The organism is Bacillus sp. FSL R10-2780 (assembly GCF_038006125.1).
Taxonomy (GTDB): Bacteria; Bacillota; Bacilli; order Bacillales; family Bacillaceae_G; genus Bacillus_A; species Bacillus_A cereus_U.
Genome location: NZ_JBBOUQ010000001.1, coordinates 1,028,796 through 1,049,908 on the forward strand (window position 1 = coordinate 1,028,796; position 21,113 = coordinate 1,049,908).

Sequence of the window (21,113 nt, forward strand, 5' to 3'; positions counted from 1 at the left end):
GATAGTATAGTAAAGGTGTAAGTAGGAGAATGGCCTTAATGGGGTACATATAAAATCAGTGGGGGAATGAAATATGTATACAACATTTCTATTTGATTTAGATGGAACATTAACTGATCCGAAAGAAGGGATTATAAATTCTGTTCTATACGCGTTAGAAAAAATCGGGATCGAAGAAGTAAATATAAGTGAATTAGATTCATTTATCGGCCCACCAATACAACAATCTTTTGTAGATAGATATAATATGAATGAAATAGAAGTAGAACGAGCAGTGTTTTATTTTCGGGAATATTTAAAGCAAAGTGGTTTATTAGAGAATAAAGTATACGATGGAATTCCAACCCTATTGCAAGAATTAAAGGATGCTGGCAATCGTTTGTTTGTAGCAACTTCAAAGCCTACTGTATTTGCGAGACAAGTAATAGAGCACTTTCAGTTAACATCTTTTTTTGAAGAGATTGTTGGGAGTAATTTAGATGGGACAAGAATAAAAAAGGAAGAAATAATTGCTCATATTTTACAAACAAATGAAGAACTTCAAAAAGAAGAAATTGTGATGATTGGTGATAGAAAGCATGATGTAATCGGTGCGAACAGTAACGGAATTGCTTCAATAGGTGTATTGTATGGATATGGTAATGAGAATGAATTGAGTGATGCTGGGGCGAGTCATATAGTGAAAGATGTCGAAGAGTTACAAAGCTTTTGTATAGAGAATAGTACGATAAAACTATAGAAATAGAACCTAGAAATCCCTTTATAACATATGACGATGGAATCGTTTTTGTTTAAAGGGATTTTACATATGTAATCGAATACTATAATTAGACAATTTTAGCATGAAAAATTTGTAATAAAGTGAAACTTTAATCAGTGGAGGTTTTGTCCATCCTCCACTGATTATCAGCCCTCACCAATCGGGCTTTTACGGGCAGTTGATCTCTCGCCTAGCTTCCGCGCATTCGCCGAATTTTAAGGTGGGAGTCATACTGCCCGCAAATAGCGGGATAAAAAGAGGAGGAATGTCATGAAATAAAAGGTTTCGAAATACTAGTGAAAGTTCGTTGTCAAAAGATTGAATTTTCAGTTTAAAAGGAGGGTTATAATTGGAGCTAGTTATTATTTTATTAGCACTTAGTTTACTCATGTTTGTAGCATATAAAGGATTTTCTGTAATATTATTCGCACCGATTTTTGCATTATTTGCGGTATTTTTGACAGAGCCTAGTTTTGTATTACCTTTCTTTTCAAATATTTTTATGGAGAAAATGGTAGGGTTTATTAAATTATATTTCCCTGTGTTTTTACTTGGAGCAATATTTGGGAAAGTAGTAGAAATGTCAGGAATCGCTGATTCCATCGCAAAGACGATTGTAGAGTTAGTTGGAGAAAAACGTACAATTTTAGCGATTGTTTTAATGGGAGCTATTTTAACGTATAGCGGTGTTAGTGTGTATGTAGTGGTATTCGCTATATTTCCGTTTGCGGCTAAGTTGTTTCGACAAGCGGATATCCCAAAGCGTTTAATCCCTGGCACAATCGTTCTTGGAGCAGCAACATTTACAATGGATGCGCTTCCTGGATCACCACAAATTCAAAATGTAATACCTACAAGTTTTTTTAAAACTGATATTTATGCAGCACCGATACTTGGTATTTTAGGCGCAATTTTTGTTTTAACGTTAGGTTTACTTTATTTAGAGAGTAGGCGTAAGAAGGCAAAAGCAGCAGGAGAAGGGTATTTTGGTTTTAACGATGGAAAGTCTGAAATGGCAGCATCTTTACAATTAGAACAAAAAGATATACCGATACTAAGCAGTATTGAAATCACAAGAGTACAGCAAGTAATTGCGTTTGTACCACTTATTTTAGTAGGTGTAATGAATAAAGTTTTCACAATCATGATACCAAAGTGGTATCCAAATGGTTTTGATTTCTCAGCTATTGGTATGAAAGCATTTGGAAAAGTAGAATTAAGTGCGGTAGTTGGAATTTGGTCTGTAGAATTGGCACTTATTATAGGGATTTTATCAACGCTTTTATTATATTGGAAACGAGTAGTAACTGGATTTCAAGCTGGATTGAATACAAGTATTGGTGGAGCGCTACTTGCAACAATGAATACAGGAGCTGAATTTGGATTTGGTGGTGTAATTGCAGCACTTCCAGGTTTTGCAATTATGAGAGATAGCATCTCTGCAACTTTCACGAATCCATTAGTAAATGGGGCAGTAACAACGAATATTTTGGCTGGTATTACTGGATCAGCATCAGGAGGAATGGGGATTGTTTTAAGTGCGATGGGAGATAAATTTATTGCAGCGGCCAATCAATATGATATTCCATTAGAAGTTATGCACCGCATTGTATCAATGGCATCAGGCGGAATGGATACATTACCACATAATGGTGCAATTATTACTATTCTAACGGTAACAGGATTAACACATAAACAGTCATATAAAGATATATTTGCTATTACAGTTTTGAAAACGGTCGCTGTATTTGCAGTCATCGCGTTCTATACTTTAACAGGAATCTATTAATACTAGTTAATATACGAAAAGAAAATATTTATCAGATTGATATTTTACATAATAAAATATTTATTGTAACTACGCAGTCACTCTATGAAAAATCGGCAGAAAAGTTTTTTAAGTTGGTCGAGAGAGGACCTGGCTATGTATAGGAGCGGTCAGGGCCTTTCCTGCCACGCGCAAAGTTTTAAAACAAAGAAAGGTAGCAAGGTGTAGGTCCATTTTTATCTTCATGGCAGCAATCTATATGCTGAAAAATGAAAACAACTTTCTATAGTTAATAAGGGGGCTTATTTTAACTGGAATAATACACTTTATCAAACTTCTGAATGAAATGCATGGCTGAGTAGTTGCAAATATTTATTATAGATAGAAGGGGTGGAGTACTTGCAAGAAGTTGCTGAGTTTCGTATGCCGAAGTCTGTATTATATGGGAGAAATTCGTTTGAAAAACTAGGGGATCAATCAAGAAAGTTAGGGAAAAGGGCTTTTATTGTAAGTGATACAATTATGGAGAAGTTGGGTTATGTTGAAAGATGTGTGGATCACTTAAATGCGAAAGGGATTACTGTTATTACGTACAATGAAGTAAATACTGAGCCTACAAATTTACACGTATTAGAAGCGTTATCTATTTGTAAAGAAGGAAAATGCGATTTTATCATAGGTATTGGCGGAGGAAGTTGTATTGATGTTGCGAAAGCAGTAGCAGTGTTATATACAAATGGTGGAGAAATTGAAGATTACGTCCAAAAGGATATAGAAATAGAATACAATCCACTACCGCTAATCGCAATCCCAACGACTTCTGGTACTGGATCGGAAGTAACAAGTGTAGCAGTAATTACGAATAAAAAAACAGATGTGAAAATGATGATAAAACATCCAAGCTTTATCCCTCATGTTGCGATAATAGACCCGATTTTTACAAGTTCGGTACCACCTCATATTACTGCAGCAACGGGAGTAGATGCATTATGCCATGCAATTGAAGCTTATATTTCTAAAGTTTCACAACCTCTTACAGATGTTCTTGCTCTTTCAGCTATTGAAAGCATTATGAAATATTTACGTATCGCATATGAAGATGGAGATAATATGGAAGCAAGGGAAGCAATGATGATTGCTTCATTACAAGCTGGGATTGCTTTTTCAAATGCATCTGTTACATTAGTGCATGGTATGTCTCGTCCAGTGGGGGCATTATTTCATGTGCCACATGGAATATCGAATGCAATACTATTACCTGCAGTTTTAGAGTTTACAAAAATGAGTGCAATAAAAAGGTTAGCGGAAGTAGGACGTAGCTTAAACAAAGATTTGTATTCTCATTCTAATGAAGAAGTAGCGAACTACACGATTGCTGAAATTAAGAAACTTTGTTTTGATCTTCGTATTCCTAATTTAAGAGAATACGGAATTGATGAAGTAGAATTTGAAAATGCTATTTCTAAAATGGCGAAAGATGCTATCGAAAGTGGGAGTCCAAGTAACAATCCGCGAGTTCCATCTTGTGATGAAATAAAAGAGCTCTATCGAAAATGCTTTGATTATAAATATGAGTCTACTACAAAAGTTATTTTCTGAATGTTCTTTAATTATTTCCGTGGAAATGAAAAATAACTTTAAATCATGTAGAGGGTTTAATTTGATAAAGAAAATGTTTTCATTGCTATAAAACGATATTCATTATGTATAAATTACAGTATTAGTGTTGACTAAAACAATATTATCTTAAAGGTGAATATATGAAATTAATAGGTCTTATTGGGGGAATGAGCTGGGAGTCATCTACTGAGTATTACAAAATGATAAATGAAGAAGTAAAAATAATATATAATTTTATTATGTAAACAACAATCGTATGTGTGGAAAACATTCAGAAAATATCTTATAATGTAAGTGGTTACATTTAAGGGGGAATGCGGATGTTTTCAGTTCGACCAATCGCATTTGTACATAATGAAAGAATGGAAATTGCGGATGATGAGTGGGGAGAAGTAAGATCACTTATTACTTTAAGCGAGTCGTTTACAGAGGAAAGTATACAGGGGATCGAAGAGTTTTCTCATATTGAAGTTATTTTCTATTTTCATAAAGTAACAGATGAACAAATTCAGTATTCTGCTAGACACCCTAGAAATAATAGTAAGTATCCGAAAGTAGGGATTTTTGCACAGCGTGGAAAAAATCGTCCGAACCGAATAGGAGCGACAATTGTTAATGTGATAAGAAGAGATGGAAAAACAATTGTTGTTGAAGGATTAGACGCAATCGATGGTACACCTATATTGGATATTAAGCCTGTTATGAAAGAATTTATACCGAGGGAAGAAATAAAGCAGCCTAAATGGGCAACAGATATTATGAAACAGTATTGGAAGGGGAATGGAGTAAAATGAGAATATATGAAGCAACAATTGCAGATTTAGATGGACTAGCATCTGTTTTTAATAACTATCGAGTATTTTATCGACAAGATTCTGATATTGAAGGAGCAAAAGTGTTTTTACGAAATCGAATCGAGAGAAAAGAATCCATTATTTTCGTCGCAGTTGAAGACGGTGAATATATTGGATTCACGCAACTATATCCTTCATTTTCTTCCATTTCGATGAAAGAATTATGGATTTTAAATGATCTGTTTGTACAAGAGGCAAAGCGCGGAGCCGGAACAGGTAAAAAATTATTAGAAGCTGCTAAAGAATTCGCCTTAGAAAATGGCGCAAAAGGTGTAAAATTACAAACAGAGATTGATAATTTATCAGCTCAGCGATTATACGCTGAAAATGGATACTTGAGAGATAATCGTTATTTCCATTATGAATTAACTTTTTGAAATATATATAGTTAAATGAGACGTTTTCAAAGTGAAGACGTCTCATTTAATTTTTTTATTGATGATTTAAAATCCAATTTGTAGCGTCTTCAAAGTTTTCTGCAATGTAATTCGGTTCAATATGTGCCCATTTGTCTCGGAACGTATGTAAAGCATCATATCCAGCACCAGTTCGAACTAATATTGTTGTTGCATTTACTTTTGCACCAGCAACAATATCAGTCCAGCGATCACCGATTACAGCGCATTTTGTTAAATTAAGCTCATGTTTTGCTGCTGCTTGCAGGAGCATACCTGTGCTCGGTTTGCGGCATTCACATCCGCCACCATGTTTATGAGGACAAAGGTAAATATCATCAAAACCAAACTCTTTTAATTCTTGAACAAAATCATTCGCAGTTGCTTTTCCATCCGCGATACCTGGTTGATTCGTAAAAGAGAATAGTTTAATATTTTGAGCTTTTAACTTTTGTAAAGATGCCTTTGTAAAAGAAAATAATGTGAAAGAACCTGGATAATGTATTGTAGTATCACCGCCAATTGTTCCGTCACGATCAATGAAAATAGCTTCAATGTTTTTCATAGTTACAGTCCTTTCAATTTAAAACTTCAAACATTAAATATTCTGTTAAAATATGTTTTTTCCTGCTACCGAAACAAATATATCAGAAGTGATATAATACTAAATTAAGAGGGGTATGTTATTTTTTTCCTTGATTGTAATGTAAATGGAAAGAAGGTAAGTATTATGCTAGAGGTGAATATCCGCTCAGCCGGATATGAAATTGGTGAAAAGACAGTTCATGATATTGCCTTTGCAATTGAAAAAGGCGAGTTAGTTGCTCTTATTGGTGCAAATGGCGCAGGAAAGAGTACGACAATTAAATCGATACTCGGTTTGCTTGTCAATACGGATGGTGAAATCTCATTTGGTGAAAAGAAAAATCCATATGCATATGTACCGGAGCATCCCACTTATTATGATTATTTAACTTTATGGGAGCATATTGAATTGTTAATGGCTGCCCGTGGAAATGAAGAGGGAAATTGGGAGGGCAAAGCAAGGGAATTATTACATACGTTTCGAATGGAAAAACATATACACGAATACATATCAAAGTTTTCAAAAGGTATGAAACAAAAGTCGATGCTTATATTAGCATTTTTAACAGAGCCAGATTTTTATATTATTGATGAGCCTTTTATCGGTTTAGATCCAGTAGCTACGAAAGAATTTTTGAATTACTTATATAAAGAAAAAGAGCGAGGAGCCGGAATTTTACTTTGTACGCACGTACTGGATACAGCTGAAAGAATTTGTGAAAGATTTTTACTCATTTCGCAAGGTACGTTAGTAGCAGATGGACATTTAGGGGCGATCCAATCGTTAGCAGAAATGCCAGGAAGTACACTGTTAGATTGTTTCGATGCAATTGTAAGGCGGGAACAAAATGATTAAACAACAGTTTAATAAAAGGTTACGTCATGAATTGCAAAGAAAATGGAAAGCGATTCGTTCTGTAACAGATTGGACAGTAGCATTATATATTATTATTCCCGCACTTATATTTATTGGAATGTATTATCGTTCATTATGGGTAAAAGAACTATCAATGGAAGAGACCGTTTATTTCGGATTAGGTTTACTTGCATTTTACTTTGTTACATTTTCAAGAGGAGTTCGCTCATTCTTTGAACAAGCAGATAGCTTATTTTTAATTTCGTACCCAAATCATATGCGAAGGTTAATGAAGATTGGCATGATATATACGTTAATTCGGATTGCAATAACGAACGCAATTGTAGTATTCATTATGCTGCCTATATTGATGAAAAGTATGGGAGCGACAATTATACAAATCGTACTGTTCTGGATTTTCTTTACTGTTTTTCGATTTATGCTATCGTTGTTGACGAGATTCATAAATGTACGTGTGGGGAAACGATGGGTTTTATTGATTATAAAAGATGTTATATTTTCTTTTAGTTTGATTTTTTTTGGAATCAGTGTATTTTTTATTTATAAAAATCCATTGTATTCCATATTATTTATCGGTCTAGCAGCTTTATTTACTATAGTCTTGGTAAAAGAAAAGGTGAATTATAAAAATTTCTTTTTTAAAGAAGTTGAGAAAGAAAAAGAAGAAAGTATGCGTTGGACGGTAGGGATTATGCAAGTTGGTGGCCATGCTGCGAAGCCGAGTAGTTCGAATAAAAAACCGTGGATGTTCCCTCGTTCTAAAAAGATATTAGGAAAAAAATCTGATTCGCGTATTGTAGAAGCTTTTTTAAAAGAATTTTTGCGTACAAGTAGTGCTTTAATGTTTTATGTTCAAATTGTATGTATAAGTACTGTAAGTATTATCGTGACTCCGCAGTGGATAACAGCTATTATTCTTGTATTTGCTATAGTTGCTATTTCTCGCTATGCGCGTGATTATTGGAATGAATTTACGAAGAAAATGTTTCTACATTTATATTGTGATGAAGGAGAATTACTATTATTAAGGTGGAAGGCGGATCGTTATTTGCTCCTTCCAGTCGTATTTATGTACGGAACAGTCATCCTCTCACAGTTTTATTTATTGCCAGCAGTAATTATTGGAGTTATTTTTATAGTATTCATTGGTTGGATTGTATTTTTACCATAGAAAAAGAGCCGGAAATGGCTCTTTTTCTAGTCTGTAACACACTGATAAATAAAATATACTAAAACGAGTATGCTTGCGGCGGAATATATGACATCTAAAGTCATTTAATCGCCTCCTCATTGTTGTTGTATTTCTAGTGTATGAAATCTTACAATTTCATATTCAAGTGAAAAATATGTGAACGTTAACAAATTTGTAAAGTGCAAAAATTACAATCATTTTGTATAATAGAAGAAACAACCGTTAAATAAAATATAATGAGTGAAAGGGGAGGGAACATAAATGCCAAATTGGTTTAGAAAAACCTTAGTCGCATTAATTACCGTATTTACGTTTGGTTTAGTGACGCCTCCTTCCATATTACTTGATAATGCCAAAGCTGCGGACAAGCCTACGAGCACAGCTGGGCAACAAAATTTGGAGAGTACGTCCTATACATATGAAGAAACGAATGATAGGTTAACCACCGATACTTTTGTTAACTATGCGATGCAAGAAGCAGAGAAGCAATCTATGCAAAAATTTGGCTCTAAAATTGGGCCTGTAATTGAAGATGAATTTAAAGATGTTGTATTACCTAAAATTGAAGAGGCAATTGCGGAACTTGCAAATGATGTACCAGAAGAATCGTTACAATCATTAGCGATTTCTCAAAGACCAGCTGGCGGAAATAATGAAAAGATTTTTCATGTTTATGACACGAAATCAGGAAATGACTTACTGCGATTTCATGTAAGGAGAGATCATCCACCGCAAGATGGATATTATTTTAATTTCCACTATCATCGTTTTGATGATGGATACTCAGGACACCATGAGTTAGGAAATATTTATTGGAATACGAATGTACCGCCGAAATGGTTGTCTTAATGAAGAACAAGAGAAAATCTTGTTCTTTTTTTATGTGTATGAAAGGGTAAGACATTTATGCTGTTGAATAACATAGGTTTAGGAAAAAAACAAAGGGAGTCTGGGAATGCAAAAATACATTGTTTTTGACTTTGATGGCACGTTAGTAGATTCACAAAATATATTTGTACCAATTTATAATCAACTTGCTGAAAAGCATGGATATAAGACAGTTAGTGAGGAAGAAATCGAGCCTTTACGAAAACTGACTATTGCTGAAAGATGTAAACAACTCGATGTACCACTGTATAAATTACCGATATTAGCGTTAGAGTTTTATAAATTATATCAACCTGCTATAAAAGATCTCGTTTTATTCCATGGGATGAAGGATGTTTTAGATGAATTACATAAAAAAGGCTACGGGATTGCGGTTATATCTTCGAACTCAGAAGAGCATATTAGGGCATTTTTACGTAATAATAGAATAGAAAATATTCAAGAAGTGTATTGTTCTAAAAATTTGTTTGGTAAAGATAAAATGATAAAAAGATTTTTAAAGTCGAAAAAGCTAACAGAACAAGATATGTTGTATGTCGGTGATGAACAACGTGATATTGCAGCTTGTAAAAAAGCTGGTGTGAATGTCATTTGGGTTTCGTGGGGGCATGACGTAATTGAGACGGTAAAAGGAGACGCGCCAGATTACATGGTTAATACGCCAGGGGAAATTGTGCAAGTAGTACAGGCAGCACATTCTTAATATAAATAAACTTCGAGCAGGTATTCATCATATTGAATTTTGGGTTGCAAAGTTTCTTGCGGGTAATAAGGTGAAGGTTATACGTAGTCCTATTGAAATGAATCATTATTCGGATGGTTATACAATAGACTTTTATGACCCGAATGGCTTTATTGTAGAGGTTGCGTATACACCGAATACAGAAATGTAAGGAGAATAGACATGAAGATAATTACAACGTGGAAAAACAGTATACAAATAGTAAAAAATGCCGCAAACATTGAAGAAATCTCTAAAGGTTTCTCTCCTGATAAAAAATATATTATTACGACTACTGATGATGAAAAATATTTATTACGGGCAGGCAATATAAAAGAGTATGAAAGAAAGAAAATAGAGTTTCAAATTTTAAAAGAAATGCAAAAACGAAACGTACAAGCACAAAGACCGATTGAACTCGGTATGTTGGAAGAAGTAGGTTTATGCTATAGTGTTTTTTCATATTTAGAAGGGGAAGATGCGAAGAATCTGTTACCAACATATACGCCAAGAGAACAATATAATATTGGTATAGAAGCAGGAAAAGACTTAGCAACAATGCATACACATGAAGCTCCTAAGGATATACTCCCATGGTATGAAAGAGCAATGAAAAAACATAGAAAATATTTAGAGGCATATAAAACATGTGGAATAAAAATAAAAAATGATGATAAAATTATTAAGTTTATAGATGAAAATGAAATGTATGTACAAAATCGCCCAAATCGATTTCAACACGATGATTTTCATTTAGAAAATATAATTGTGCGGGATGGGAAATATGTAGGTGTTATTGATTTTAATGGTTATGATTGGGGCGACCCACTTCATGATTTCGTAAAAATTGCACTATTTGCAAGGGACATTAATATCCCGTATTCAATCGGACAAATAGAAGGATACTTTAATGGTAGAATACCAGAGGAGTTTTGGAAATTATATGCGGTGTACGTTGGCATGACGGTTTTCTCTTCAGTTGTTTGGTGTTTACGAGCAGCGCCGCATATGTTAGATGATACGTTAGAACGTCTTACTATAGTTTTAGAGGATCATAAAGACTTTGAGTTATCAAAGCCAATTTGGTTTGATGGTGAAATAATGAATAGAAAATAAGGATAGCAGGTGGGAGATCTCACACCTGCTATTTGTAAATAACTCATGAGATAATCTCTTTACATACTATATATGTAGTTTTTTTATGAAGGAATGAAAACCTTGACGTCTACTTTATAATATAAAAAGGGGGTGGACTATTGAAAATCAGGCAAGGCAAATATGAAGAAATAAAATTACGCGATAGAATTCCAGGAATGGTTGAATATATAGAGGATACAATGCTACCTACTGGTTTTCACTATTATATTCCTCCTCACTGGCATAGAAGTATTGAAATTAGCCTAGTCGTATATGGAGAAGTTTTCTTGTATGTGAATGGGCAAAAAAAGAAAGTATCCGCTGGCGAATTTATTTTTGTAAATAGTGGCGATGTTCATGAATTCGAAAAAGTTGAAAATACAAGTTGTGCAGTAATGATGTTAATTATTTCTTATGAATTTCTTAAAGAGGTAAATGGAGATTTTGATAAATATAGATTTAATATAAAAGAATCAGTTGTTCAGAAAACTAACCTCCAGCAAATATTTTATGAATTAAAGGAGTTAGTCGCAAATTCTGATGATTTAAGTTACATAAAAATTAATAGTCTAATTTATGAAATTGTTTATATTCTATTGCGATATTGCAAAGATGGAGAGAGTATAGACAATAATTATCAACTTGGAAATAAACAGAAAGAAATGATTACATATATTTATAAACATTATGATGAAGAACTTAAACTGAAAGATGTGGCTAAACATTTTTTTGTAAGTGAAGAACATTTTTCACGTATGTTCAAAAAATCGTTCGGATCAAATTTTACCACTTTTTTAACGAGATATAGGCTCTATAAAGCTTATGAAGATATTATTAGAAGTACAAATTCTATACAAGATATAGCAGTAAAACACGGATTTCCAAATGTAAAATCATTTATTTCACAGTTTAAAGAGAAATATGGATATACACCATTACAGTATAGAAAAAATATCATATCAAAAAATGCCTATAATTGCATCAAATATAAACAACAATAAAAAAACGTTCCATGTTACATTTTGTACATGGAACGTTTTTTTATTTAGTAATAGTAAATGAAGTGAGATTCAATAGAGATTTATCTAATCCGAAGAAATGAAAGCATTTAAAAAAGGGAGGATGAATACTAGATGACTAGAAAATATGACTTAAATCTATTAGAAAAAATTCAAGAAAAACAAGAAAACATCAATGTACAGGGGGCAAAAGTCTTAGTAAAAAACATACCAGATTGTGATGAAAAAGGAGCGATGGATCCACGTCTTTATAAGGATATGAAGGTTCAAATGAATATCATGAGGTTTATGCCTAAAAATATGATGAAAATGGACGCTTCTGAAAAATCGGTAAGGAATATGCGAAAACAATTTAATGGAATTAAAAGTGTTCCAATTGTCACTAAAGACATTAATATTACACATAAAACAGTGAAAGCGGAAGATGGATATGATATTCCGATAAGAATTTATAACAGTGTTTCTAAACAGGAGAATGCGCCAGTTTTATACTTTATTCACGGTGGTGGATTCATGGCAGGATCACCAGATGTAGTAGAAGAACTTGTGAAATTGATAGTAGAAAAAACAGATATACTAGCCGTTTCTGTGGATTATCGATTAGCTCCGGAAAATCCTTTTCCAACTGGGCATACAGATTGCTACACTACTTTAAAGTGGATTTATGAAAATGCTGATACATTAGGCGGAGATAAGAATAATATCTTTGTGGCAGGTGATAGTGCAGGAGGGAACTTAACACAGTATTGTACAACTAAAGATATGGAAGATGGTAGGAAGTACGTGAAGGGACAGTTGCTTCTGTATCCTACAATTAATATGTGTGATTATGAAGATGAATTTTATTCTTGGAGTATAGATAAATATGAAATTGCTCCTAAGTATAAAAAAGGATTAGAAAAAATGCTTAATATTATGCATTCAATGGTTGGAGGTATGTCAGAAGTGCTTGGTACGACAGAAATTCATTCTAAGTATTTAAGTCCATATGTTGATGTATCCTCAGATTATCCAAGTACATTTATTACGGTAGGAGAGCATGATTTTTTAATGATAGAATGTTTAGCGTATGCAGCTAAATTAACTAAAAAAGGAGTTGATACTGAAACAGTTCTTTATCGTGGTTTAGGGCACGCTTATGGAGATAACGTAGGTGTCTATCCTCAAAGTGAAGATTTAGCAATTGAGATGGGGAATTTTATATTAAAACATAGTGGGAAGTAGGAGGGATGATGAAAAGTAGAAAAGTGATATTAATTTCCAGCTTCGCTATTTTACTATGTATCTTTGCATTTACAGACTTACAAATATCCCATAGTTTATATGAACCAACTAATAAGATCGCTCTTTTTTTACAAGCTATAGGAGAAATTCCAGCGATGCTTATTGCCTTATTTTCTAGTATGTATTTATTTAAAACTAGAAAGAATAAAGGTTCAAGAGGGTATTATCTATCTGGAATTGGCTATGGAGTAATCATTCTTTTGTTCGCTTTCATAGCTTCATTTATGCTAGTACATTATTTAACTATTTCAAAAATATTGATTCCAACTTTTATGCTTTGCTTTATTGTAGCTTGTTATATGATTTCTAAATCATGGAGTAAATACGATGATGCAAAATTGAGAGACATTGCATTAATTGGATTATTAAGTGTAGTTATTGTGTTAATTACATTTAATCTAATAAAACTAGGATGGGGTAGAGAACGCTATCGTCATATGATTTCTATTGGATCATTTGAAGGATTTTCAAAATGGTTTATACCTCAAGGAATTGCTAAAAGTGATGAGTTTATGTCATTCCCTTCAGGCCATAGTGCTAATGCAGCGTTGGTCATTTTGTTTAGTTTATTACCAGAATATTTCGCTTCACTAAAAAGAAAAAAAATAGGTGTTTGGATTCTCATTCTTTTATGGATGATACTAGTACCAATGAGTCGTATTATGGTAGGAGCTCATTTTGCTTCAGATGTTACAGTTGGAGTCGCTATTTCAGTAACTGTGTTTATGTGTTTGAAAAAATTCATATGGAGAGATAAGAAAAATAAACGCACCAATAATAATGATGTTCTTCCACATTCATTGAATCGGTGATAAGAAAGTCTTGTCCGTTGAGGGAATATATAATAATTAATGCATCGCTTGTTCATTAAGCTGTTTTGATAAATGAGTTAGTATTTGGGTTATCCTCATTTCATTTATTAAATTCAATAATAGGATTATAGGTTTCAAGGTGGATTTCTAATTTCAAAATAATAGAGGGAAGAGTAATCTTCCCTCTATTTAATTTGTTATTTAATTTTCGTAAATGTAAGAGGCTGAGTACTTAAAGTTGCAGGTACATGTAATTGAAGAGTCGGGAATTCACCATTTACATTCATATCATAAGCGAATAAAAGCCCCATTTTCATTTGGAACAAACTAATTGATGCTGAGAAGATGTCGTAATGATGGTGCTGTAGTTTAATTTCCGTATCCATGAATTGTACATGTAAGGAATCATCTTGTTTGTATATTTTCAGTGTTCCATAAGCAGGGTGCTCAAAAGTTCCAGTGTAGTCATCTAATGTATGAGAAGGGGTAGTCCCATTTATTGCTTCAGGAAGTGATTCAGTTGCCTCTTTCATCATTTCTTTCATTTTTTCACTATCTTCTATAGCACGTTCATGCCAGTCGATATATTCTAGTCCGAGAAGTTCGTCGTAAATATGTTTTGTAATATAAGTAGGGAGTAAAGTTTGTCCAGAATTTGTTAGCACGATAACACCGATATTTTCGTTGGGCATAAATGACGCAAGTGCAGAAAATCCATCAATATTACCGCCGTGATGAATCAGTTTATAACCGCGGTAAGCGCTAATAAACCAACCGAGTCCGTAGCTATTTAATGGTGATTCAGTCGTTGATAACATTGGCTGATCTGGAATTGGAGTATGCGGTGTATACATTTCTTGGAGTAGTTCAGTAGAAATCAAATCATGATTTTCTGTTTTTCCTTTGTTTAAATGAAGTAGAACCCATTTTGCCATATCTTCAATGGTAGAGTTAATACATCCAGCTGCTCCAACGGTATCGATATTTCGGAATGGAATTTCTTTCATTTCACCATTATCTTCAGTGTAAGGTAATGCGTAATCATCTGTATGTTGTGAGTCTGTAACAGAGAAGTTTGTATGCCTCATATTTAAAGGTTCTAAAATATGTTCTGTAACGTATTGCTCCCACGTTTGATTCGTAATGCTTTCCACAATATAACTAATTGTCGCATACATTAAGTTGTTATAAAGAAATGCTGTGCGGAACGGTGCATCAAGTGATAAATGTTTTATTTTTTCTACGATATCTTTTCGAGTTAAGGAAGAACTGTACCAAAGAGCATCGTGACGACTTACCCCAGTACGATGAGAAGCTAAATCTCGTCCTGTAACTTGCGAGTTAGCGAGCATATCAGATAAAGAGAAGTTAGGTACGTAAGTTTGGACAGGAGTATCCCAATTAAACTTTTTTTGCTGTGCTAATAAGCTTAATGAAAGTGTACCGAATGCTTTCGTTGCGGAACCGATTGCGAATCGTGTCTGCGGAGTAACAGCCTCTTTTTTCTCTATGCTACGATAACCAAAACCTTCAGAAATAATGACCTCACCATCTTTTATAACGGCTATAGCAGCGCCAGGAACGTGTAAATCCCTCATCATCTTCTCAACCTTATGTTGTAACGTACTTAAAACAGGAGTTTTGATTTTAGACATGCTTCCAACCTCCAAATATAATTTTTATGTTCCGCACTATACTTTCTGTAATAGAAAAGTGAAAACCTTTTTTAATATTGAAAGTTAATAATTTTGTAAGAAATATTGAAAGAATTTTTATTAATTTGGATTATTAAATTCGCTGTTTTTCATGTTATGATAAATCTCATATAAGATTGAAAGAAGGTTTTCCTACATATGAAACATGCTGAATATGAATACTTAAATTTATGCCGTCATGTAATGGAGCACGGTACGAAGAAAGAAGATCGTACAGGGACAGGTACTGTATCTGTATTTGGATATCAAATGCGTTTCGATCTAAGTAAAGGATTCCCTTTATTAACTACCAAGAGAGTCCCATTTCGCCTTGTAGCAAGTGAACTGCTTTGGTTTATGAAAGGTGATACAAATATTCGTTATTTATTACAACATAATAATAATATTTGGAATGAATGGGCGTTTAAGAGCTGGGTAGAAAGTGACGAGTATAATGGCCCTGATATGACAGATTTCGGTCTTCGCTCTCAACAAGATGAGGAATTTAAGAAGCAATACGATGAGCAAATGGAATTGTTTAAAAAGAACGTTCTAGAAGATGATGATTTTTCGAATAAATATGGTTATTTAGGAGATGTATACGGAAAGCAGTGGCGAGCTTGGAAAACGACAGCTGGTGAGACGCTTGATCAGCTAAAAGATGTAATTGATATGATTAAAAAAACGCCAGATTCACGTCGCCTAATTGTTTCTGCTTGGAATCCTGAAGATGTACCGAGTATGGCTTTACCGCCTTGTCATACGCTATTCCAGTTTTATGTAGCAGATGGAAAGCTTTCTTGTCAGTTATATCAAAGAAGCGGTGATATTTTCCTTGGCATTCCATTTAACATTGCAAGCTATTCACTTTTAACACATTTAATTGCACATGAATGTGGTCTCGAAGTAGGAGAGTTTGTTCATACAATTGGTGATGCACATATTTATACAAATCATTTTGAACAAGTAGAAAAGCAGTTGGCACGTGAACCACGTCCGTTCCCTAAACTTACATTAAATCCAGATGTGAAATCTGTGTTTGATTTTGAAATGGACGATTTAACTATTGAAGGATATGATCCACATCCAGCAATTAAAGCACCAGTTGCAGTGTAATTGTAGAGGAGATGAAAAGATGATTATTTCATTTATGGTCGCAATGGACGAAAATAGAGTAATTGGTAAAGATAATAAATTGCCTTGGCATTTGCCAAGTGAATTACAGTATGTGAAGAACACGACAATGGGTCACCCGCTTATTATGGGAAGAAAGAACTACGAAGCGATTGGTAGACCACTGCCAGGAAGACGTAATATTATCGTAACTCGCAATGGAGAGTATCATGTTGAAGGTTGTGAAGTTGCTCATTCTGCGGAAGAAGTGTTTGAGCTATGCAAAGATGAAGAAGAAATCTTTATTTTTGGAGGAGCGCAAATTTATGATTTATTCTTACCGTATGTGGAGAAATTGTATATAACAAAGATTCATCATGCGTTTGATGGAGATACATTCTTCCCGGAAATAGATATGACTGATTGGAAAGAAGTTTTTGTGGAGAAGGGCTTAACGGATGAAAAAAATCCGTACACGTACTATTATCATATTTATGAAAAGCAACAATAAAAAAAGATTGATGTGAGCATTCACATCAATCTTTTTATTTATATTATTAAATGTATCTTTATAGAGGGGATTCGATAGTGCTATAATGAGAGTTAGCATGTATAGAATGCTATAAATCTTTAGAAGTACGCTATGTAATAAAAGGAGGAGAATCGGTTGAGAAAAATATGGGGGATTCTTTTTCTTTGCTTTGCATTAATGCTAGTCGGATGCGGCAAAGAAGAAAAACCACAAGAAGCGTTTGATACATATGTAAAAGCATGGAATAAACAAAAATTTGCAGATATGTATGATCAATTATCAGAAAATGCAAAAAAAGATATTTCACAGAAAGAGTTTACTGAGAAATATGAAAAGATTTATTCTGGTATTGAAGTGAAAGACTTAAAGGTAGAAACAGGGGAAGTAAAAGAAGATAAAAAAGATGAAGGCCCTGTTCCTTTTAAAGTAAGCATGGATACAGTTGGTGGTAAAATCACTTTTGGCCATGAAGCAAAAATGGTGAAAGAAAAAGATGGGGATAAAGAGTCTTGGAAAATAGATTGGACTCCTGATTTCATTTTCCCTGGCATGACAAAAGATAGTAAAGTGCGTATGCAGACAACACAACCAAAACGTGGTGAAGTTTACGATCGTAATGGAAAAGGTCTTGCGACGAATGGTAAAGCTTCTGAAATCGGAATGATTCCTGAAAAGTTAGGGGATGCTGCTCCGCAAACGAAAGAAACGGTAGCGAAGTTGTTAAATATGTCTGTAGAAGAGATTGATCAAAAACTAGCTGCGAAATGGGTAAAACCAGGGTATCTCGTACCAATTGGAATTTTGCCTGAGGGGGCAACGCAAAATACGTACATCGATTTACCAGGTGTTGCAACAAAACCTGTAAATGTTCGTACATATCCGTTAGGGGAAGCAGCAGCGCATCTTACTGGTTATATCGGAAAAGTAAATGCTGAAGATTTAAAAACGCTTCAAAAGAAAGGCTATCAAGCCGATGAACCAGTTGGTAAGGCTGGATTAGAGCAAGTATTGGAAGAACAGCTACGCGGGAAAAAAGGTGGCCGTGTCTTCATGGAAGATGCACAAGGAAAAGAAATTAAAAATTTAGCGAAAACAGATGCTGTTGATGGGGAAAATGTAACTTTAACTATTGATAGTGCTACTCAAGAAAAAATTTATAATGAAATGAAAGGAGAGGCTGGATCTAGTGCTGCAATTAATCCGAAAAGCGGGGAAACGATTGCACTTGTAAGTAGTCCAGCATACGATCCTAATCTTATTGCGAGAGGGACATCAAAAGCTCAACGTGAAGCTTGGAATAATGACCCGAAAAAACCGATGACGAATCGATTTACACAATTATCGGTTCCGGGTTCTGTATTTAAGCCAATTACAGGTGCAATTGGACTTGAAACAAAAACAATTGATCCGAAAGAAGAATTGAAAATTGAAGGATTGAAATGGACGAAAGATTCTTCTTGGGGCAATTATTACGTAACACGTGTAAAAGATGCAAATCCGATTGATTTTGATAAGGCAATGAAATACTCGGATAATATTTACTTTGCACAAGAAGCTTTGAAAATTGGAAAAGATAAATTTATGGCTGAGGCGAAAAAATTCGGATTTGATGAGAAATTACCAATTGAATACGGATTCCCGGTTTCTAAAATCGCAAGTGATGGCATAAAAAATGATATTCAAATGGCAGATACAGGATATGGACAAGGACAAGTCTTAATGACCCCTCTTCATTTAGCTTTAACGTATGCACCGATTGTAAATGATGGAACGATTCCGTCGCCATATCTTATTAAAACAGATAAACAACCAAAGGCCTGGAAAGAAAATGTGATTTCTAAAGGAACTCAAGATATATTGAAAACGGCTTTAACAAAAGTAATTAACGATCCAGATGGTACGGGGAAAATTGCGAAAATTGATGGTATGACCCTTGCTGGTAAAACAGGAACAGCAGAATTAAAAGTATCAAAAGAGGCAGAAGGAAAAGAACTAGGTTGGTTCGCTGCGTTTGATTTAAATTCACCTGATATGGTCATTACAATGATGATTGAAGATGTAAAAGGTAGAGGTGGAAGTAATATTCCGGCTGAAAAAGTGAAACATGTTTTTCAAAAGTAGTAATTGATGAAGACTATCTCCATGAAATATGGAGGTAGTTTTTTTATTTGATTAAAACCTTAATATTTATATACAAAAACCAACTGAAATAATATAACTTATTAACTTACGAAAAAAAAGCAGCTATTTTTTTATTGACAGCCATTAAAACTTTTTGTATTATACTTACATAAGGTAAGTTATTTACTATAAAATAATAAATCTCAAATTAAAGATAAATTTGAAAAAGGGAGATAATACAATGACAAAAGTACTATTTATTACAGCAAATCCAAATTCAGCAGAAGGTTCTTTCAGTATGGCAGTAGGGGAAGCTTTCATCGAAGCATATAAAAACGAACATCCACAAGACGAAGTTGTAACAATTGATTTATTCAATACAACTGTACCAGCAATCGATGCAGACGTATTCGCTGCTTGGGGTAAATTTGCAGCAGGCGAAGGATTCGAAACTTTAAGTGAAAATCAGCAACAAAAAGTTGCAGCAATGAACAATAACTTAGAAACATTTATGCATGCAGACCGTTATGTATTCGTGACTCCAATGTGGAACTTCAGCTACCCAGCAGTAGTGAAAGCATACTTAGATAACTTATCAATTGCAGGCAAAACATTCAAATATACTGAAAATGGTCCAGTTGGCTTACTAGAAGGCAAAAAAGCACTTCATATTCAAGCTACAGGCGGCGTTTACTCTGAAGGAGCATACGCATCTATGGACTTCGGTCGCAATCACTTAAATGCAGTATTAGGATTCATGGGTGTATCAGACACTGAATATATTGCAGTTGAAGGAATGAATGCAAATCCTGAAAAAGCACAAGACATTAAGGAAGCAGCAATTGTAAATGCACGCGAATTAGCAAAACGTTTCTAATATAGAAAACTTCAAAATGTCCAAACACTTGTTGTTTGGACATTTTTTCTTCTTTTTCCTTCGTTTGTCTAGTATAATGAAGGTCGGAATGATAATAGGTGGGGGTTCTGTATGATTCAAACGTTTTTTAAAATCTTTTATTTAATTTTAATCGTAATTGCGATTACACCAAGATTGTGGCGTATAAAAAGAAAAGCAAATGCGATGTCACCGCAAGAAAAAGATAGTGTTGTGTATAAAACCACAAACTGGTTTGGTAAGAAAATGGTGGGTGTAACTGGATCGACTGTAGAAGTAAAGGGACTTGAAAATGTTCCGAAAGACAAGCCAGTGCTAGTTGTAAGTAATCATCAAAGTAATATGGATATTCCTGTTTTACTAGGTTACTTAAATAAGCCAATTGGATTCGTTTCAAAAGCGGAAATTAAAAAGTTTCCGGTTGTACCAACATGGATGGAACTAATGAATTGTGTGTTTATGGACCGCAGCGATCGCCGTCAATCTCTTAAGGCAATTAAAGATGGAATTGAACTGTTAAAGAACGGGCATTCTATCGTAATTTTTCCAGAGGGAACGAGAAGTAAGGGTGGCGAAATCGGTGAGTTTAAAGCAGGGAGTTTTCACCTTGCTGTAAAATCTGGCGTATCTATATTACCAGTAACTTTAGATGGTACATATAAGATGTTTGAGGCTAATGGAAATCGTATGAAACCAGCTCATGCAACATTAACAATTTCTAAGCCAATTACACCTGAAGAATATGCAAGTATGGATGCTAAAGAGTTAACCCAGCATACAAAAGATATTATTGCATCTCAATTACATAAGTAATAAAAAAAGTTTCAGCTTAAACAAGCTGAAACT

Annotated in this window: 20 protein-coding genes and 2 pseudogenes; 20 read left to right on the forward strand and 2 right to left on the reverse strand. The window is 34.1% G+C overall.

The window, feature by feature from the left end:
* Positions 1 to 73 precede the first annotated feature (73 nt).
* The 6 genes and pseudogenes from NSQ47_RS05405 (at position 74) to NSQ47_RS05430 (ending at position 5,379) form a co-directional block, all read left to right on the forward strand.
* Entirely contained in the window at positions 74 to 739 is a 666-nt protein-coding gene (locus tag NSQ47_RS05405; protein ID WP_340823533.1) for an HAD family hydrolase, read from the forward strand.
* A gap of 370 nt (positions 740 to 1,109) precedes the next feature.
* Positions 1,110 to 2,549 carry a GntP family permease gene (locus tag NSQ47_RS05410; RefSeq protein WP_340823535.1) on the forward strand — a complete coding sequence of 480 codons (1,440 nt, stop codon included), beginning with the start codon at positions 1,110 to 1,112 and terminating at the stop codon, positions 2,547 to 2,549.
* 378 nt (positions 2,550 to 2,927) lie between these two features.
* A complete protein-coding gene (locus NSQ47_RS05415; RefSeq protein ID WP_002202165.1) occupies positions 2,928 to 4,127 on the forward strand; it encodes an iron-containing alcohol dehydrogenase in 1,200 nt (399 codons plus the stop codon).
* Between the two features lie 161 nt (positions 4,128 to 4,288).
* Positions 4,289 to 4,369 (forward strand): annotated as a pseudogene (locus NSQ47_RS05420) (aspartate racemase); the annotation flags it as partial.
* Between the two features lie 99 nt (positions 4,370 to 4,468).
* Complete coding sequence (locus NSQ47_RS05425) at positions 4,469 to 4,942, forward strand: SAM-dependent methyltransferase (protein ID WP_016104727.1); 474 nt, start codon at positions 4,469 to 4,471, stop codon at positions 4,940 to 4,942.
* Positions 4,939 to 5,379 (forward strand): GNAT family N-acetyltransferase, encoded by a 441-nt coding sequence (locus NSQ47_RS05430; RefSeq protein ID WP_033710381.1) that lies wholly within the window; start codon positions 4,939 to 4,941, stop codon positions 5,377 to 5,379. The genes NSQ47_RS05425 and NSQ47_RS05430 overlap by 4 nt, the downstream gene beginning before the upstream one ends.
* 55 nt (positions 5,380 to 5,434) lie before the next feature.
* On the opposite strand, the gene NSQ47_RS05435 is transcribed toward NSQ47_RS05430, so the two are convergent.
* Positions 5,435 to 5,962: an HAD-IIIA family hydrolase gene (locus NSQ47_RS05435; protein WP_341036298.1), complete on the reverse strand. Its 528-nt coding sequence runs from the start codon at positions 5,960 to 5,962 to the stop codon at positions 5,435 to 5,437.
* Positions 5,963 to 6,127: 165 nt separating this feature from the next.
* Between NSQ47_RS05435 and NSQ47_RS05440 the strand changes: the two genes are divergently transcribed.
* From NSQ47_RS05440 to NSQ47_RS05480, 9 genes and pseudogenes are all read left to right on the forward strand, one after another.
* On the forward strand, positions 6,128 to 6,838 hold the full coding sequence (locus tag NSQ47_RS05440) for an ABC transporter ATP-binding protein (RefSeq protein ID WP_340823542.1): 711 nt from the start codon (positions 6,128 to 6,130) through the stop codon (positions 6,836 to 6,838).
* Complete coding sequence (locus NSQ47_RS05445; protein WP_016100423.1) at positions 6,831 to 8,030, forward strand: ABC transporter permease; 1,200 nt, start codon at positions 6,831 to 6,833, stop codon at positions 8,028 to 8,030. Before NSQ47_RS05440 ends, NSQ47_RS05445 begins: the two co-directional genes overlap by 8 nt.
* Positions 8,031 to 8,312: 282 nt before the next feature.
* Positions 8,313 to 8,900, forward strand: coding sequence for a YpjP family protein (locus NSQ47_RS05450; protein ID WP_002031682.1), 588 nt, complete (start codon positions 8,313 to 8,315; stop codon positions 8,898 to 8,900).
* A 106-nt stretch (positions 8,901 to 9,006) separates the two neighbouring features.
* On the forward strand, positions 9,007 to 9,642 hold the full coding sequence (locus NSQ47_RS05455; protein WP_340823546.1) for an HAD family hydrolase: 636 nt from the start codon (positions 9,007 to 9,009) through the stop codon (positions 9,640 to 9,642).
* A 43-nt stretch (positions 9,643 to 9,685) separates the two neighbouring features.
* Positions 9,686 to 9,832 (forward strand): annotated as a pseudogene (locus NSQ47_RS05460) (VOC family protein); the annotation flags it as partial.
* An 11-nt stretch (positions 9,833 to 9,843) separates the two neighbouring features.
* Complete coding sequence (locus NSQ47_RS05465) at positions 9,844 to 10,776, forward strand: aminoglycoside phosphotransferase family protein (RefSeq protein ID WP_340823548.1); 933 nt, start codon at positions 9,844 to 9,846, stop codon at positions 10,774 to 10,776.
* A gap of 140 nt (positions 10,777 to 10,916) precedes the next feature.
* The gene (locus NSQ47_RS05470) at positions 10,917 to 11,798 is read left to right on the forward strand and encodes an AraC family transcriptional regulator (RefSeq protein ID WP_002158021.1); all 882 of its coding nucleotides are present in this window, start codon (positions 10,917 to 10,919) and stop codon (positions 11,796 to 11,798) included.
* Positions 11,799 to 11,930: 132 nt separating this feature from the next.
* Positions 11,931 to 13,040 (forward strand): alpha/beta hydrolase, encoded by a 1,110-nt coding sequence (locus tag NSQ47_RS05475; RefSeq protein WP_215572761.1) that lies wholly within the window; start codon positions 11,931 to 11,933, stop codon positions 13,038 to 13,040.
* An 8-nt stretch (positions 13,041 to 13,048) separates the two neighbouring features.
* A complete protein-coding gene (locus NSQ47_RS05480; RefSeq protein WP_341036300.1) occupies positions 13,049 to 13,912 on the forward strand; it encodes a phosphatase PAP2 family protein in 864 nt (287 codons plus the stop codon).
* Between the two features lie 197 nt (positions 13,913 to 14,109).
* On the opposite strand, the gene NSQ47_RS05485 is transcribed toward NSQ47_RS05480, so the two are convergent.
* Positions 14,110 to 15,567 carry a serine hydrolase gene (locus NSQ47_RS05485; RefSeq protein ID WP_002158018.1) on the reverse strand — a complete coding sequence of 486 codons (1,458 nt, stop codon included), beginning with the start codon at positions 15,565 to 15,567 and terminating at the stop codon, positions 14,110 to 14,112.
* Between the two features lie 198 nt (positions 15,568 to 15,765).
* On the opposite strand from NSQ47_RS05485, the gene NSQ47_RS05490 reads away from it, so the two are divergent.
* The 5 genes from NSQ47_RS05490 (at position 15,766) to NSQ47_RS05510 (ending at position 21,080) form a co-directional block, all read left to right on the forward strand.
* Entirely contained in the window at positions 15,766 to 16,722 is a 957-nt protein-coding gene (locus NSQ47_RS05490) for a thymidylate synthase (protein ID WP_016104733.1), read from the forward strand.
* A gap of 19 nt (positions 16,723 to 16,741) precedes the next feature.
* On the forward strand, positions 16,742 to 17,230 hold the full coding sequence (locus tag NSQ47_RS05495) for a dihydrofolate reductase (protein ID WP_016104734.1): 489 nt from the start codon (positions 16,742 to 16,744) through the stop codon (positions 17,228 to 17,230).
* Positions 17,231 to 17,386: 156 nt separating this feature from the next.
* Entirely contained in the window at positions 17,387 to 19,372 is a 1,986-nt protein-coding gene (gene pbpC, locus NSQ47_RS05500) for a penicillin-binding protein 3 (protein ID WP_340823554.1), read from the forward strand.
* Between the two features lie 241 nt (positions 19,373 to 19,613).
* The gene (locus NSQ47_RS05505; RefSeq protein ID WP_002158014.1) at positions 19,614 to 20,249 is read left to right on the forward strand and encodes an FMN-dependent NADH-azoreductase; all 636 of its coding nucleotides are present in this window, start codon (positions 19,614 to 19,616) and stop codon (positions 20,247 to 20,249) included.
* A 111-nt stretch (positions 20,250 to 20,360) separates the two neighbouring features.
* The gene (locus NSQ47_RS05510; protein ID WP_002158013.1) at positions 20,361 to 21,080 is read left to right on the forward strand and encodes a lysophospholipid acyltransferase family protein; all 720 of its coding nucleotides are present in this window, start codon (positions 20,361 to 20,363) and stop codon (positions 21,078 to 21,080) included.
* Positions 21,081 to 21,113 lie beyond the last annotated feature (33 nt).

What these genes read in the sequence shown, in the direction of transcription:
- NSQ47_RS05405 (WP_340823533.1), top strand. Translation starts at nt 74, where the DNA reads ATGTATACAACATTTCTATTTGATTTAGATGGAACATTAACTGATCCG.
- NSQ47_RS05425 (WP_016104727.1), top strand. Translation starts at nt 4,469, where the DNA reads ATGTTTTCAGTTCGACCAATCGCATTTGTACATAATGAAAGAATGGAA.
- NSQ47_RS05430 (WP_033710381.1), top strand. Translation starts at nt 4,939, where the DNA reads ATGAGAATATATGAAGCAACAATTGCAGATTTAGATGGACTAGCATCT.
- NSQ47_RS05435 (WP_341036298.1), bottom strand. Translation starts at nt 5,962, where the DNA reads ATGAAAAACATTGAAGCTATTTTCATTGATCGTGACGGAACAATTGGC.
- NSQ47_RS05440 (WP_340823542.1), top strand. Translation starts at nt 6,128, where the DNA reads ATGCTAGAGGTGAATATCCGCTCAGCCGGATATGAAATTGGTGAAAAG.
- NSQ47_RS05445 (WP_016100423.1), top strand. Translation starts at nt 6,831, where the DNA reads ATGATTAAACAACAGTTTAATAAAAGGTTACGTCATGAATTGCAAAGA.
- NSQ47_RS05450 (WP_002031682.1), top strand. Translation starts at nt 8,313, where the DNA reads ATGCCAAATTGGTTTAGAAAAACCTTAGTCGCATTAATTACCGTATTT.
- NSQ47_RS05455 (WP_340823546.1), top strand. Translation starts at nt 9,007, where the DNA reads ATGCAAAAATACATTGTTTTTGACTTTGATGGCACGTTAGTAGATTCA.
- NSQ47_RS05465 (WP_340823548.1), top strand. Translation starts at nt 9,844, where the DNA reads ATGAAGATAATTACAACGTGGAAAAACAGTATACAAATAGTAAAAAAT.
- NSQ47_RS05475 (WP_215572761.1), top strand. Translation starts at nt 11,931, where the DNA reads ATGACTAGAAAATATGACTTAAATCTATTAGAAAAAATTCAAGAAAAA.
- NSQ47_RS05480 (WP_341036300.1), top strand. Translation starts at nt 13,049, where the DNA reads ATGAAAAGTAGAAAAGTGATATTAATTTCCAGCTTCGCTATTTTACTA.
- NSQ47_RS05485 (WP_002158018.1), bottom strand. Translation starts at nt 15,567, where the DNA reads ATGTCTAAAATCAAAACTCCTGTTTTAAGTACGTTACAACATAAGGTT.
- NSQ47_RS05490 (WP_016104733.1), top strand. Translation starts at nt 15,766, where the DNA reads ATGAAACATGCTGAATATGAATACTTAAATTTATGCCGTCATGTAATG.
- NSQ47_RS05495 (WP_016104734.1), top strand. Translation starts at nt 16,742, where the DNA reads ATGATTATTTCATTTATGGTCGCAATGGACGAAAATAGAGTAATTGGT.
- NSQ47_RS05505 (WP_002158014.1), top strand. Translation starts at nt 19,614, where the DNA reads ATGACAAAAGTACTATTTATTACAGCAAATCCAAATTCAGCAGAAGGT.
- NSQ47_RS05510 (WP_002158013.1), top strand. Translation starts at nt 20,361, where the DNA reads ATGATTCAAACGTTTTTTAAAATCTTTTATTTAATTTTAATCGTAATT.